We start from the raw sequence: 14,930 nt of genomic DNA on the forward strand, positions 1-14,930 counted from the left end.
ATCTATTACTCAACAAGGGAGAGGATAAGTCGAATGACCAGAACTTCAGGCTGGCTTGCCAAAAGTCAACACGCGGCGCTCTGCGTGCTGCTGCTTATATCCATCTGGGCGGGAGTCATTCCTGCGGAAAGGGCCAGCGCCGCTCCGGCGACGCTCGTGAATGTCGAATACAACCAGATGAATTTCGGCGTACCGACTTTGGTAAGCGGAACGGCCAATCAACAGAACGCCGTCTACCGGTACAGCAATGTGCTGACCAAAGACGGAGTGACCGTAGACGCGCTGCTCACCCTTACGGGCGTGACCAATACGATGACGGTCGGGGATGTCGATCAGACCGACGGCAACGCCAGCATCAACAAGCGTCTGAACCCGATGCTTACAACGACGGGCAGTACGGGATCGGTCGATTACAAAATCGACTTTGTGCTCGGCGGATCGTCGAATCCGGTATCCTTGTATAATTTCTATACAACGGTTATTGATATCGACGGAAGCAGCAGCACACGCAAGGAATTTGTTGAACTGGCCGGGTTCACCAAGTATACAAAAGACCGGTCCTGCGGACTGACCATCAGTACGGTAGGCAATAAAACCCGGTTCTTGGGGATCTCCTCCGGTCTGCCAGACCGGAGCTTTGATAACTCCGCATCAGCCATTGCGTCGTACACGGCGCCGGTCAGCACGGTATACGTGACGATGGGGAATGAAGGGGCGCTTAGCGACCGTTTGTTCTCGGTCAACTTTGGCGCTGCTGGCGGGGTGTTCAGCAACCCGCAGGAATACAACAACGCTTCTTCGCCTACCATTACCGCTTCAATCAGCGACGGCGCAGACGGCAAGCTGACCGCAGGCGACGAAGACTTGACCCAAGTCCGGGTCAGCGGCACTACAAGTGCGGAAGCGGGACAGACCGTCAATATTGTGGTGACGGACAGCGCGGGAACGACCCATGCCTACACCGCAACCGTTCAGTCCGGCGGCTATGCCGTGGATATGGATGTGTCCGCCTGGCCGGCAGGGAACATCAGCCTTTCGGCAAGTGTAGTGAACCAGGCGGGCAATCCATCGGTGCCTGCCACCGATTCGTCCGTTATCACGGCGAAGCTGCCTGCGCCGGTCCCGTCGGTCAGCGGCACGGTCGTAAGCTGGGCGGCTGTACCAAATGCGGTGAAGTATAAGGTGCAGATTTTTGATTCGAACAACCTTCAGATCGGCGGCGACATCGACAACGGCAGCTCCCTGTCGATTGAACTGGCCGACCGCGAATTGGCTACCGGCAACTACACGGTGAAGGTGCAGGCGGTCGGCAACGGAACCGGCTATCAGTCTTCGGACTGGTCCCAGGCTTCCCAAGCGGTCACCTACACGTCTCTGAATGATCCGGCGACCGGACCGGTGAACAAGGCAGCCTTCCAGTATGAGCCGTTGGGCTTCTCGTCTGCCGATTTCAAAGCCGTCTTCACCAAATTGAGCGGCGCCTCCAACGGCCCAGCCCTGACTCGGATCCGGTTCGAGTCGCTGCCGGCGGCCTCGGCCGGCAAGCTGGTGCTGAACGGAACGGACGTAGCCGTCAACCAGGAAATTCCGGTTGCCGATATCGGCAATCTGCGCTTCGTTCCGACCGCCGCTGCCGGCGGATTCAGTGGAACGGTCAGCTTCCAATGGAACGGCAAGGACGCTTCGCAGTATGCCGCGTCAGCCGCGGCGGTGACGCTGACGGCAAATACGGCTCCGGTGATCGGGCCGGTTACCAAAGATGGCGTCAAGGGCTCCAATCTGAGCTTTGCCCTGACGGATTTTACAACCGCCTCCTATTCGGATTCCAACAGCGAGCCGCTGTCGGCCATCAAGGCGGTCACGCTGCCGGACGCCGCTTCCGGAACGCTTAAGCTGAACGGAACGCCGGTTACGGCCGGACAGATCATTCCCGCGGCGCAGGTCGGACAGCTTGTCTTTGTGCCGGCCCCGGATTTCACCGGAACAGCCGTCTGGCAATGGACTGCCTCGGACGGCAAGGAATACGCCGCTGCGCCGCAGAACGTGACGCTCTTCCTGAATTCGCCCCCGGTATCGGGAACGGTTCAGAAGACGGGACTCAGCGGGGACAGCGTCGCTTTCACCGCCGCTGATTTCACCGTCGCCCCCGCCTACAGCGACGTCGAGGGCGATGCGCTGGATCATATAACGATTGAACTGCCTGCCGACTTCGCCGGCAGCGGCAAGCTGTGGTACACCAGCGTGTCGGAGGCTGTGTATTTGACGCCGGGCGTCAATACCGTTTCGCTCTCCAATCTTGGCAGTCTGACGTTCACGCCGGATGCCGAGCTCCCAGCCGGTTCCGTTGTGACCTTCCCCTGGAAGGCACATGACGGCAGACAGGATGCTGCGGAAGCAGGTCAAGTCACGATCGCCTATAACGGCGTCCCGGTCGCTTCGCCGCAGCAGGTCGACCTCAACGAAGGTGCCGGAACGGCGATAATCGAGCTTCAGGGCAGCGACCGCGAGACGGTCACCGGTCTGGTCTACCAGATTACGAGCCCGCCGACCCGCGGGGTGCTGACGCTCCAGAGCGGCAGCTCCTACCTGTATGCGCCGGACCCGGCATTCACCTCAGGCACCGACAGCTTCAGCTTCACGGTGACCGATGCGGACGGGCAGACCAGCGCGCCGATGCAGGTGACGATTCAGATGAATAAAGCCCTGAACGGGTGGACCGGCAACAAGCCGGAAGGCGACAGCACGCTTGCAGCAGCCGTTCCCGGCTATGGCCTGAAGCTCTCGGCCGTCAGTTCGCTGCAGGCCCAGACGGTGAAGGCACAGATTGAAGGCGGCACGGTCACTCTTGTGCTGGGCAATCCGTCCACTTATCTGCAAGACGGCTACAAGCAGTGGGAGAACACCAGCTATCTGCTGACAGCGCCGCTGGCGGCAGGCACCTATACGGCAACCTTCCAAGCCTACAAAGCAGACGGTACCCTGCTTCCGGCCGAGACAAATCTGGCCGACAACGGCTTCCGGGTATTGGCGTATTCACTCTCGCTCCAGGCGGCGCCGGACCGCATCGTCGGCGACGGGCGCTCGACGACCGAACTGAGCGCTGTGCTGACCGACAGCAGCGGCATGCCGGTGCCGGACACGGAAGTGGTCTTCTCCGTGCCTTCGGGCCTCGGCACCTTTGTCGGCTCCGACCGTGTGCGGACCGACGCGCTGGGACGGGCGGCGACGACCTACCGGTCGGCGGACCTCTCTTCCAATCAGGAACAAAAGGTGCAGGTGGAAGCCGAAGCGCTCGATCTGACGAAGGGCCTCCATGCGAAGGACGAGATTCTGGTTACCTTCCAGCCGGCTGTCGTCAGCGGCTTCATTACCCGCGGCAACGCCAATGAGAAGGTCGCCGGCGCGACCGTCCGTGTGACGCTGGATCTGAACGGCGACAATGTCATTACGCCTGGCGTTGATTTTGACGAGACGGCGGTAACGGGCGCGGACGGTTCCTACTCGGTTGCGGTGCCCAAAGGCAGCGCGGTCTATACCGTGGAAGTAACCCAGAACGTTATGGTCGGCGGCGTTCCGACGCCGGTCACATACAAGCAGACAGCCGAAGTCGGCTCGGTGAGCGGCACCGGTCAGGAGAATTACGATTCCGCCAAGACCGCAACCGGCATCATTCTGATGAAAGAACCGGAAGGCGGAACCCGCGCCGTATCCGAAGAATTGATCCGCAAAACGAAGGTTTATCTCAAGGATGCGGCAACCGGACAATATATTCTGGAGAACGGTTCGCCCAAAGCCTTCTCGACCGAGACAAGCGGCGTATTCAGCGCCGACGGTCTGGCTCTGGGAACCTATGTAATGGAGATTCGGTATGAAGTGGGGCCGGGTCAGGAAATTACGATTCAGAAGAGCGAAGTCAAGGTAACGGCGGACGGGGAAATGAACATTTCGGAAGAACTGGTTGACCCGTACGGCGCCATTACAGACCGCGTAACCGGCAAGCCGGTGGAAGGCGCAACCGTAACGCTCTATTATGCGCAGACGGCGCGCAACGGCAGCAAGGCCGGCTCGCCCGTAACGCTCCCGGCGATTCCGGGCTTTGCCCCGAATGACAATGCGAGCCCGGAACAGACCAGCAACGCGCAGGGGCTGTACGCCTATATGGTCTATCCGCATACCGACTACTATCTGGTCGTCAGCAAGCCGGGCTATGAGACGTATACCAGCCAGACCATTCCCGTGGAGACCGAACTGGTGCGCCACGACATTTCCCTGGCTCCGGTAACCGAACGGACGGCTCTCCCGGCTTCGGAGCCGGATGGCCCGATCCTGGCCCCGTCCGTGTCGGTCAGCCTTGACCGCAATCTGGTGGAAGAGGGCGGGACCTCCACCGTATCCGTCGATTACGCTCAGAACGGTATCGGTACGCTGGTCGGTGGAACGCTTGAAGTTACGCTGCCGGAAGGCGTCGTCGTTGTCCGTGCGGACGGCGGCATTGTGGCCGGCAGCACGGTAACCTGGCCGGTGGACCGGCTGGCGCCGGGACAAACCGGCCACCGTGAACTGACTGTACAATGGCCGCAGCTCGGCGGGGCCGAGCAGGCTTACGAAGTCAAGGCGGCCCTGACGGGCGGCAGCCAGGCGCAGCCGGCAAAGGCGGCATCTTCGGCGAAGCTGAAGGTGTACTCCAACCGCTACGGCGAACTGAAGCACCAGCGCTACATTCTGGGCTACCCGGACGGACAGTTCAAGACGGCGAAGAGCCTGACGCGCGCGGAGCTCGCGGCAATTGTCGCCCGTCTGACCGAGAACGCGCAGCCGAGCGCAGCGCCGGTCTTCAAGGATGTGCCAAGCGGCCACTGGGCGGCGAACTACATCCGCATCGCGGCCGGGAACGCTTATTTCAGCGGCTATGCGGACGGAACCTTCCGGCCGGAGGAGCCGGTGACGCGCGGTGAAATCGCGGCGGTCATGGCGAAGTTCCTGAAGCTTGACGTGAAGCCTGCCGTCACGCCGCATTTTGCCGATCTAAGCGGCCATTGGGCGGCGAATGCAATCGAGAGTCTGTACGGCGGCAAGTTCGTGTCGGGCTATCCCGATGCCACATTCAAGCCGAATCTGAAGATCACGCGCGCTGAAGCCGTGACGATGATTAACCGGATGCTGTACCGCGGACCGCTGGCCGGTCTTGCCCCGCAGTTCCCGGATGTACCGGCGTCCTACTGGGCGTTCGGCGACATTCAGGAAGCGACGCAATCACATGAAGCCGACCGCAAGAGCGGCGGAGAGACTTGGGTCCGGACGCTGAAGGATGAGATGAAGTAAAAAAAGGACATCCCCGTTCCATCGTGGAACGGGGATGTTGTGCTATAGGCCAAGCGGCGGATCAGACCCGCCGCAGGACGCCGCAGGGCGGAGAGCATCCCGCAGGCGGTAGAGCAGGGGCGCTCCCGGAGTTCCGAGCCGCGCTCCCCGCGTCCCGAGTCCGGCGTCCGGACCCGAACGCAGCGCCTGGCGGGCGTCCCGCTAACGCGGGTTCACCTTCACCTGCGCGCCTTTGCCGCTGGTCTGAATGCCGCTCTCGCGAACGCCGGCCTCCTTGAGGTCGGCCAGCAGCCGCTCCAGCACCGCCTTGGCAGCGCCGGCCTCCTTGGCGCCGGCAGTCCGGACGACGAGCTGCAATGGTGTTCCGCCGCGCAGCAGCTTGTCCGCCTGGCGGAGCTTCGCCCTGTAGTCATGCTCCTCGATGCCGGGCGTAAGGCGAAGCTCCTTCGCCTTGGCTGCCGCCGCGCCCGGCGCTGTAGGCTTGGGCGTCCGGGCTTTGCCGGTGCCCTTGGCGGCGAGACGGCAGGGCGGAGGACTGCTCAGGAGCGAGGTGCAGACGAGGTCGGCCTTGGCGGCTCTGGCGAGGGCCAGCGCTTCTTCCCGGGACACGACGCCGAGCGCCTCTCCGTCCAGGCCGGTGAGATCCACCTCGGCGGCCCGGATCTGTTCATTGATGAGTACAGCCACGTTCTGTAAGCCTCCCTGTATCCAGATGGATACCTCCATCATATACGAGAAACGGAGCGGTCTTCAATCGGAGGCCGGAACGACCACAGAGATCCGCCGGGGCAGAAGGCTGAGCGAGATCGGCAGCGGCGGGCCGTCCTCGCCGTCCACATTCGTCCGGACGGGGGCGGAGGAAGTGACCGAGACTTCCTTGGCGGTAAAATAGGTCACATCCGGGTGGTTCTTCAGGTTGCCGAACAGAAGCGACAGGCCTGCCGTCAGGGTGCGCAGCAGCGACAGGTCGCGCACCAGGAAGCAGTGCAGCAGACCGTCGTCGACTTCGGCATCGGGAGCCAGACGTTCAAAGCCTCCGACCGAATTGGTCAGGGCCGCAAGGAAGAGCGGCGAATCCGCCGTCCACTCCCTGCCTCCGGTCCGGATGATCAGCGGATGGCTGGTCGGGGAAGCCAGTTCCTTCACGCCTTCCTTGACATAGGCAAAAGCGCCCATCCGGGACTTGTCGCCGGGCGTAACGGCCGACAGCGATTCCGCGAGCGTGCCCGCCGCGACCACGTTGATGAAGAGCTGGCCGTTCATTACCCCGACATCCACCGGCCGGGTGTGCGGCGAGGCCAGCGTGCGGATCGCCTCGGACGGATCGAGCGGAAGATGAAGCGCCCGGGCAAAATCATTGACCGTTCCGAGCGGAACGATTCCCAGCCGGGGCAGCCGGCTCCGGCCCCGCAGGCCGTTGATCGTCTCATGCAGGGTCCCGTCGCCGCCGATCGACACGACGAGGTCGGCTCCGGCTTCACAGGCGGACAGGCAGTAACGGGTGGCATCGCCCGCCCCGCCGGTCTGCTTGATTTCCGTCTCGTATCCGGCGTCCCGCAGCACCCGTTCCGCCTGATGCGCATAGCCGAGCGCTTCTTCGCGCCCGGACGAAGGATTGATGATGAGTAGGGCTGATTTCATAAGGTATGGCCTCCTGACATGATGGGGTAGCCGTAATGCCGCATTGCTGCTATCTCCCATTACCCTCTAACGGAATCCTTTATGAAGAGTTCATAAAATTTTAATAGAGCCGTGTTAAGCTGAGACCAATCTGGGGAGAAGGGGTGGATGGAAATGAGTTCAAGCCGAAGAATATGGATACCGGGGATGATCGCCGGGTTGATTGCTGCCGTCCTGCTGACAGTCGGAGTTCTTCACCAAGGCGCCGGACCGGCCGGCGGCGTACGCTTGCCTCATCCGCGCGGGGGAGAAGGGGGCGAAGAGTGGTTTAAAAGAATGGGAACGGCGGTCCCGTTCCTCGGCGCGGCCTCATTCTCCTGGTTCTGGGTCAGACGCAAGCGGAAATCGCCTTCGGCTCCGGTGCGCCAAGGGGCCAGGCTTCTAAGCAAGCTCCATCCCTTCCTGGGCTGGGCCGCGCTGGCGCTGATTGCCGTACACGGGACCTACTTTCTGCTGAATAAGCCGGGAGACAGCCACATCTATTCCGGTCTGGCCGCCTTGGTGCTGCTCGCGGCTCTGGCTGCCTACGGAGTGATAATCCGTAAGGTGCGCAATAAATGGACGCGCAGTGTGCACCGCTCGCTTGCGCTCCTCTGGGTTCCGGTGCTCCTGCTGCATGCCGGCGGATCTGCTGTGCTCGCGGTTGCCGTTACCCTTGCCGCCGGCGGTCTGGTCTGGCTGCTGGAGCGCGCTGCCGGGCCTGACGGCCGGACGTCCGGACCGAAGAGCCGGTAAGATCCCGCAAGACCGGGTCAGCACGACGGTCCAGGCCCTCCGCTGTTCGCCAAGCGGGGGATTTGGACAAAGAAAAGACACGAAGGAGCTATCCTTCGTGTCTTCGTCTTCTCCCGGCATGAAGAGGGCCGACGCTCTTGCTTGCGGCAGTGCGTTTGTTTACGGCAGTGCGTTTGCTTACGGCAGTACATTGCCCGCGGCGCGGTAGATCTCGTACCATTCCTCGCGGGACAGGTGAACGTCGGCGGCGCGGCAGCAGTCGATCAGACGCTCCAGGTTCATCGTGCCGATGACCGGCTGCATCTTGGCCGGATGGCGCAGCAGCCAGGCGATGGCGATGGTCGTCGCGCTGACGTTATAACGGGCGGCAATCCGGTCGATGGCCGCGTTCAGTTCCGGGAACTTGCCGCTGCCGAGGAACACGCCCTCGAAGAAGCCGTACTGGAACGGCGACCACGGCTGGATGGTGATGTCGTGCAGACGGCAGTAGTCGAGAATGCTTCCGTCCCGGTCGACGGCGGCGTCATTCTCCATGTTGACGTTGATGCCGTTCGAGATCATGGTGGCGTTGGTGATGCTGAGCTGAAGCTGGTTGGCAACCAGCGGCTGCTTGACATGCTTCTTCAGCAGCTCGATCTGCATCGGCTTCTGGTTAGACACCCCGAAATGGCGCACTTTGCCGGACGACTCCAGCCGGTCGAACGCTTCGGCCACTTCCTCGGGCTCGACCAGCGCATCCGGCCGGTGCAGCAGCAGAATGTCCAGATAATCGGTGTGCAGACGCTGGAGAATGCCGTCCACCGAATTCAGAATATGCTCTTTTGAGAAATCGAACTGGCCTTGGCGAATGCCGCACTTGGATTGAAGAATCAGCTTCTCGCGGACCGCGTCCGTCATATGTACCGCTTCGGCGAAGATCGTCTCGCATTCCCCGGCTCCGTAAATATCGGCATGGTCAAAAAAGTTCGCGCCCTCGTCGAGCGCGGTCTGTACGAACCGCTCGGCCTGCGTCTTGTCCAGCGAATTGATCCGCATGCAGCCGACCGCCACTACCGGCACCTCCAGGGTGCTTGTTCCCAGTTGAATCGTTCTCAAGAGATAATGCCTCCTCGCGCAAGGATAGCCGCCTGTAAGCGGCGTCATCTTCATTATGTCATATTCCCGGCTCAAATGAAAATGCTTGCAAAAAGCCCGGACGGCGGTCCAGCCGCTGTTCCCGGGCAGAGTCATGCCGGAGGCGAAGACTCCGGCCCTGAAGTGTCGGAGGCCGCAGACAGCCGGTTGCGGCCTTGTCTTTTGGACTCCAGCAGGAGCTGGTCGGCATAGACATACCCTCTCTCCATCATAACGCTGCGTCCCACCGTGAAGTAATACAGCCCGAAGGAGACCGTATAGTGGATTGTCGTGGTCTGGTCACCGTACTCCGCTTCCACGGAGCTGCTGCCGATCTCCTCTAGCCGCCGCCGGGTCCATTCCCGGCATTCGTCGTAGCTGCGGCCGCGCAGAAAGATGGTGAATTCCTCCCCGCCGCTGCGGAACAGGTAATCGCCGGTGCGCAGGCGGGTCTGGAGCGATTCGGCCAGATGCCGGATCACCCGGTCGCCGACGGCGTGATTGTAGGTATCGTTGATCTTCTTGAATTTGTCGATATCGGTGACCAGAATGCCGATGCTCTCGCCGGAACGGTCGAGCTCCTTCATTCGCTGATCCATATAGGCTCGGTTGTGCACGCCGGTGAGAAAATCGCGGTACGCCATCTGCTCGAATTTGTCGCGCTCGAACTTGTTCTGGATGTTCTGCGACTTGGAATAGAACGACAGGCTGACAATATAGTTCAGGAGGAACAGGAGAATCATCATGTCCCAACGCTCCTCCCGCAGCAGAACGGCCAGCATCGCATTGGTGATGGAGACCTTGGCGAGATCGGCCCAGTTGGGACTCCGGATCAGATTGGCGGCCTTGTCCCGCAGATCCAGATCGCGCGACAGCGTGAACGTAATGAACAGGTTCACATGGGTGAACAAGGTGGACAGGGCGACGAGCAGAACCAGCAGGACCCAATCGCCGTAAGGCGCGTAATCGAACAGCGAATACAGGCCTGTGTACAGGTAGTAGCACAGCGAACCGATCACCGTGTAGGAGCCGATGTTGTAGAACATATCGAGGCCTTCATCGGGGTCGGCTTTGCCCCGAAGCTTCTTGTAGGCGTAGATGGAGAAGGCGTATAGAAATTCAAAAGCGAATGCTCCAACCGGTCCGGTATAGATGGCAAACGCCCAGGTATAGTTGATGCCGTAGTCGATGGCCGTCGTCCCGCTGGCCGTTGTGATCCGGAACCGGTAGTATATAATGGAGAACAACCAGAAGACCACAAGCGCCCGAAGCGAGACATCCACCGGCGCGACGAGCCGCCCGGGAACCAGCGCCAGAAGCAGGCCGGCGGCAAAAAGGGAAAAGTCAAACGTTCTAGCTTTCCATTTCACAGCTTTAGGTTCCTTTCGGGTGATATATCGCATCGTACTCCATCGGGTGCCGGTTCGCAACTATATTATAGCGGTATAAGGTTAAAGCGTTAGCGCAGAGGAAGAACAGCGAAGGAGGAGCATTTATGGAGATTGGCCTCAGCACTTTTGTAGAGACAACGCCCGATCCGGCGACCGGCCGGACGATCAGCCACGCCGAGCGGCTGCGGGAGATTGTAGAGGAGATTGTCCGGGCCGACGAAGTCGGTCTGGACGTATACGGTGTCGGCGAGCATCACCGGGAGGACTATGCGGCGTCCTCGCCGGCCGTGGTGCTGGCGGCGGCCGCGGCCCAGACGAAGCGCATTCGCCTGACGAGCGCCGTGACGGTGCTCTCGTCGGACGATCCGGTGCGCGTGTTCCAGGATTTCGCGACGCTGGACGGGCTCTCCGGCGGCCGGGCGGAGATTATGGCCGGACGCGGCTCGTTCATTGAATCGTTCCCGCTGTTCGGCTACGACCTGGACGACTACGAAGAACTGTTCGAGGAGAAGCTGGAGCTGCTCTTGAAGCTGCGGGATTCGGAGCGGGTGAGCTGGGAGGGCAAGCATCGCCCCGCCATTCGCGATCTGGGCGTCTACCCGCGTCCTGTGCAGCAGCCGCTTCCCGTATGGATCGGCAGCGGCGGGAACCGCGAGTCGGTCATCCGTGCGGGTCTGCTCGGGCTTCCGCTCGTGCTGGCGATCATCGGCGGGCGGCCGCTGCAGTTCGCCCCGCTGGTGAAGCTGTACAAGCGGGCTGCCGCCCAGGCCGGGCACGACGTCTCGAAGCTGCCGGTTGCCTCGCATTCGCACGGGTTTGTCGGCGAATCGGCCGAGGAGGCGGCGGAACGCTTCTTCCCGTCCACGCAGGCCAGCATGAACGTCATCGGCCGGGAGCGCGGCTGGCCGCCGTATACCCGGGCCAGCTACGATGCCGCCCGCAGTCCCGAGGGCGCGCTCTATGTCGGCGACCCGAAGACGGTCGCCGACAAGATCATTCATCTGCGCAAGCAGGTCGGCATCACGCGCTTCTTCCTGCACATGCCGCTTGGCACCATGCCGCACGCGGACGTTATGCGGGGCATTGAGCTGCTCGGCACCGAAGTGGCGCCGCGCGTGCGGGAAGAGATCGCGCGCTGGGAAGCGGCCGGCGAGCCGGAGGAATAACCTCCGCTTCCCTCCTGCGGAAGGCGGCTGTGCATTTTCCCCTTGTCCCTGCCAGGCCATTAATGGTACTCTCTCAGGCATAGTGCGTCTGTGCAAGACGTGAAGAAGTCAACCGTTCTGGGGGGGAAGGGAATGAAACACGGCAAGCGTTGGGGAGTGGCCGTATGGGTATTGATCGCGGTGATTTGGGGAGGAATGGCGGCAGGGAGACCGGCTGAAGCCGCCGCAGGGCAGCAAGTAACGGTGCTGGTCAATGAACATCCGGTATCGCTGCCGGGCGACCCGATGGTGGTGAAGGGCGTTACGCTCGTGCCGTTCCGGGCCTTATTCGAGGCGCTGGGCTTTAAGGTGGAGTACCGGCCGGAGGATTCTGCCATTCTCGGCTCTCGCGGCGATCTGAATTTGACGCTCCAGATCGGCAGCGGCACCGCGCTGATCAACGGCGAACAGAAGCCGCTGCTCGCGGCGCCGATTCTCAAGGACGGCAGTGCCTGGATTCCGCTTCGCTTCGTAGCGGAAGCAACCGGCAAGAGCGTGATGCGCGTGGGGAATGTGATCTATATCCGCAACCTCAGCTATATCCGCCCTTACTGGAACGAGGAGGGCAGTTCCTCTCCAAAAGCCTATACCGACGGAACCCATATTGCCGATTATATCGGGGAGGACGCCGCCGGCAATTTGTATGTGTACTACAAAGAGCGCAGCGGGCAAAAGGACCAGCTCTATGTGTCGGTTGCGCAAGGGAAGAACTGGACGGTCCGGGACCGGAAGGTGGCGCTCCTTCCTAAGGCAGAGGAGCTCAGCGTCCGGACGGAGTGGGTACAGGGCAACCGCTACCTGGTCCGGGATGCTGCCGGCCTGCGCTGCCTGGAGCTGCTGCCCGACGGCTCGGTCGGCCGCGACTACTATCTGGACAAGACGCCCGCAGGCAAGACGTCCGGCTCCGCGGAATCGGTGAGACCGCTGTACTGGGCGGACGGCGGCCGGGGCGTTATCTATCAGCAGGAGGCGCGGACGCTGCTGTACCGGTTCGACGATCCCGCGAAGCCGGTTGCGATCAACCGCCCGCTGACCGGCGGGGAATTATGGAGCTTCGATCCAGCAAGCGGATTCCTCCTTAAGGCGGCCCAGGACCGGATCGACGTCTATGACAGCGAGGGACGCCCTACCTACGGCCAGGACGGGAAGCCCAATACGTTGCGGATTCAGGTCGCCGAGAACGGGACTATCAAGCATATCCTGTATGACAACGGCACGCTCTATTACGCCGTTCAGGTCCGCACCTCGGCCAGCGACTATATCCGGATTGAGGCGGTCCGGTTGAAGCTGCAGAAGCAGACCACGTATGTTCAGGCCGAGATGAGCCAGGACTACAAGTACCGGATGTCATTCACCATCGCCAACAACTGGTCTTCCTTGGCGGACGTCATAGGCAAGCAGATTCATATTTACTGCAACACGCTTTATGATGCCGAGAGCTTCCTGGAAATCGGGGTTATGGAGATGGACTAGCTTGTTTCGCGCCTGAGGCGCCGCAAGGAGAGGCGGGACCCGGAGGCTTTTGCTTTTCGGGTCTGTTCTTCGTTATGATGAAGACATTCCAATCTCAGCAGGGGGGCGTTACATATGAAAGCGCTTTTTATTGGGGGAACAGGCATTATCAGTACAGCGATTACGCGGCTGCTGGCCGGCAGCGAAGACTGGGAGCTGTATCTGCTCAACCGGGGTTCGCGGAACGAAGAACTGCCGGAGCGGGTGCAGACGATTCAGGCGGATATCAACGACGAAGAGACGGTCGCCCGGCTGCTTGCCGTACACAGCTTCGATGTCGTAGCCGACTTTATCGCCTTTGAACCGGCGCAGCTGGAGCGAGATTACCGGCTGTTCAAAGGAAAGACGCGGCAGTTCATCTTCATCAGCTCGGCCTCGGCGTATCAGACGCCGCTGTCCGATTACCGGGTGAACGAGGGAACGCCGCTCAGCAACCCCTACTGGGAATACTCCCGCAACAAAATCGCCTGCGAAGACTACCTCATGCGTCTCTACCGCGAAGAAGGCTTCCCGGTTACCATTGTCCGGCCGAGCCACACCTACGACGAACGCTTCATTCCGATGGGCGTGCACGGCAACCGGGGGAGCTGGCAGGTCGCCAAGCGGATGCTGGAGCACAAGCCCGTGCTGATTCACGGCGACGGAACCTCGCTGTGGACGATGACGCACAGCCGCGATTTTGCCCAAGGCTTTGTCGGTCTGATGGGCAACCTGCACGCGATCGGAGAAGCGGTGGGCATTACCTCGGACGAGACGGTGACCTGGAATCAGATCTACGGCATCCTCGCCGATAGTCTGAATGTTCCGCTGAAGGCTGTGCATGTGTCCTCCGAATTTCTGGCGGACTGCTGGGACGGAGATCTGCGGGGCGGGCTGCTCGGCGACAAGGCGAATTCCGTCGTCTTCGACAACAGCAAGCTGAAGCGCCTCGTTCCGGGCTTCACGGCCGGCATTCGGCTCGATCAGGGAATGCGGGAGACGGTGAAGCATATTCTGGCGCATCCGGAGCTTCAGGAAGAAGACCCGGAATTCGACGCCTGGTGCGACCGGGTCATTGCCGCTCTCGGGAAGGCCAAGAAGGAGATTCTGGAGAACCGTGGATAAGCGATTGCAGCGGGAAATGGAGGAGCGGATCGGCGCTATCCGGTCGACTGACCGGCTGGAGGAACAAGGCGGCACCTCGGAGGTCACCCGCCTCGTAACCGGCCAGGGCGTCTACCTGCTCAAAAGCGCAACCGATCACCGCTACCGGAAGTGGCTTGCGGAAGAAGCGAAGGCGCTGAAGGCTTACGGCGGCCGCCCGGGAGTCCCGCTTCCCCGGTATGCCGGTTACTTCGAGAGCGCAGACGGGAGCCATCTGCTGATGACCTTCGAGCCGGGCATCACGCTCACCGCAGCGCTTCGAAACGCGGGAACGCCGGAGGAGAAGGAGAAGCTGATCCGCAGCTTCGGTCGGCTGCTTCAGAAGCTGCACAAACTGCCGTGGGAAGCTGTAGAACCGGACCATTCCGAACCGGAAGCCGATTCCGGAGACTGGCTGTCCGGCCGGCTGGAACGGGCGGGGGACTATGTCGGACAGGGCGTGACCGAGGGAAGCCCTGATCTGCTGGTCCGGCTGGAGAGGAACCGGCCCGCTTCCGTCCGTTCTGCGCTTATCCATGGCGATTGCACGACGGACAATGTGCTGGTCTCCGGCGGCGAAGCCTGCCTGTGGATCGACGCGGCCGGAATGGCAATCGGCGATCCCCGCTACGATGAGACACTCGCCATTCGCACATTCCGGGACCCGGCGTATTTGTCGGCCTTCTACGAGGGCTATACCCGTTACCGGGTGAGCGGGACGGAACGGGCGTATTTTGAGAATCTGTACGAATTCTTCTAGAACGCGGCAAAAAAACAACGGCTGAACGCTTCCGTCTTACGGAAGGTTCAGCCGTTGTCTGTATCCGGGTCTTACGTCCGGCTGCCGGGC

The 14,930-nt window shown here is 61.4% G+C and carries 10 protein-coding genes; 6 read left to right on the top strand and 4 right to left on the bottom strand.

The window, feature by feature from the left end; all coding sequences use genetic code 11:
• Positions 1 to 33: 33 nt before the first annotated feature.
• Positions 34 to 5,322: an S-layer homology domain-containing protein gene (locus tag RBI05_RS09985; protein WP_310550980.1), complete on the top strand. Its 5,289-nt coding sequence runs from the start codon at positions 34 to 36 to the stop codon at positions 5,320 to 5,322.
• A gap of 201 nt (positions 5,323 to 5,523) precedes the next feature.
• Here the strand turns inward: RBI05_RS09985 and infC are convergent, their stop codons facing one another.
• Both infC and RBI05_RS09995 read right to left on the bottom strand, forming a co-directional pair.
• A complete protein-coding gene (gene infC, locus RBI05_RS09990) occupies positions 5,524 to 6,009 on the bottom strand; it encodes a translation initiation factor IF-3 (protein WP_310550981.1) in 486 nt (161 codons plus the stop codon).
• 63 nt (positions 6,010 to 6,072) lie between these two features.
• A complete protein-coding gene (locus RBI05_RS09995) occupies positions 6,073 to 6,963 on the bottom strand; it encodes a diacylglycerol/lipid kinase family protein (protein WP_310550982.1) in 891 nt (296 codons plus the stop codon).
• 147 nt (positions 6,964 to 7,110) lie between these two features.
• Between RBI05_RS09995 and RBI05_RS10000 the strand changes: the two genes are divergently transcribed.
• Entirely contained in the window at positions 7,111 to 7,737 is a 627-nt protein-coding gene (locus tag RBI05_RS10000; RefSeq protein ID WP_310550983.1) for a hypothetical protein, read from the top strand.
• Positions 7,738 to 7,914: 177 nt separating this feature from the next.
• Here the strand turns inward: RBI05_RS10000 and RBI05_RS10005 are convergent, their stop codons facing one another.
• A complete protein-coding gene (locus RBI05_RS10005; protein WP_310550984.1) occupies positions 7,915 to 8,832 on the bottom strand; it encodes an aldo/keto reductase in 918 nt (305 codons plus the stop codon).
• A 131-nt stretch (positions 8,833 to 8,963) separates the two neighbouring features.
• Positions 8,964 to 10,220, bottom strand: a complete 1,257-nt coding sequence (locus RBI05_RS10010; protein WP_223879809.1) for a GGDEF domain-containing protein — start codon at positions 10,218 to 10,220, stop codon at positions 8,964 to 8,966.
• Positions 10,221 to 10,345: 125 nt separating this feature from the next.
• Between RBI05_RS10010 and RBI05_RS10015 the strand changes: the two genes are divergently transcribed.
• The 4 genes from RBI05_RS10015 (at position 10,346) to RBI05_RS10030 (ending at position 14,840) form a co-directional block, all read left to right on the top strand.
• Positions 10,346 to 11,407 (top strand): LLM class flavin-dependent oxidoreductase, encoded by a 1,062-nt coding sequence (locus RBI05_RS10015; protein WP_310550985.1) that lies wholly within the window; start codon positions 10,346 to 10,348, stop codon positions 11,405 to 11,407.
• A 132-nt stretch (positions 11,408 to 11,539) separates the two neighbouring features.
• Positions 11,540 to 12,919, top strand: a complete 1,380-nt coding sequence (locus RBI05_RS10020) for a copper amine oxidase N-terminal domain-containing protein (protein WP_310550986.1) — start codon at positions 11,540 to 11,542, stop codon at positions 12,917 to 12,919.
• A gap of 114 nt (positions 12,920 to 13,033) precedes the next feature.
• Complete coding sequence (locus RBI05_RS10025) at positions 13,034 to 14,062, top strand: SDR family oxidoreductase (protein ID WP_150457540.1); 1,029 nt, start codon at positions 13,034 to 13,036, stop codon at positions 14,060 to 14,062.
• Complete coding sequence (locus RBI05_RS10030; protein WP_310550987.1) at positions 14,055 to 14,840, top strand: phosphotransferase family protein; 786 nt, start codon at positions 14,055 to 14,057, stop codon at positions 14,838 to 14,840. Before RBI05_RS10025 ends, RBI05_RS10030 begins: the two co-directional genes overlap by 8 nt.
• Positions 14,841 to 14,930: the final 90 nt, after the last annotated feature.

It is taken from the genome of Paenibacillus glufosinatiresistens (assembly GCF_031470375.1).
Classification (GTDB): Bacteria; Bacillota; Bacilli; order Paenibacillales; family Paenibacillaceae; genus Paenibacillus_AQ; species Paenibacillus_AQ glufosinatiresistens.

What these genes read in the sequence shown, in the direction of transcription:
- RBI05_RS10000 (WP_310550983.1), top strand. Translation starts at nt 7,111, where the DNA reads ATGGAAATGAGTTCAAGCCGAAGAATATGGATACCGGGGATGATCGCC.
- RBI05_RS10025 (WP_150457540.1), top strand. Translation starts at nt 13,034, where the DNA reads ATGAAAGCGCTTTTTATTGGGGGAACAGGCATTATCAGTACAGCGATT.
- RBI05_RS09995 (WP_310550982.1), bottom strand. Translation starts at nt 6,963, where the DNA reads ATGAAATCAGCCCTACTCATCATCAATCCTTCGTCCGGGCGCGAAGAA.
- RBI05_RS09985 (WP_310550980.1), top strand. Translation starts at nt 34, where the DNA reads ATGACCAGAACTTCAGGCTGGCTTGCCAAAAGTCAACACGCGGCGCTC.
- RBI05_RS10020 (WP_310550986.1), top strand. Translation starts at nt 11,540, where the DNA reads ATGAAACACGGCAAGCGTTGGGGAGTGGCCGTATGGGTATTGATCGCG.
- RBI05_RS10015 (WP_310550985.1), top strand. Translation starts at nt 10,346, where the DNA reads ATGGAGATTGGCCTCAGCACTTTTGTAGAGACAACGCCCGATCCGGCG.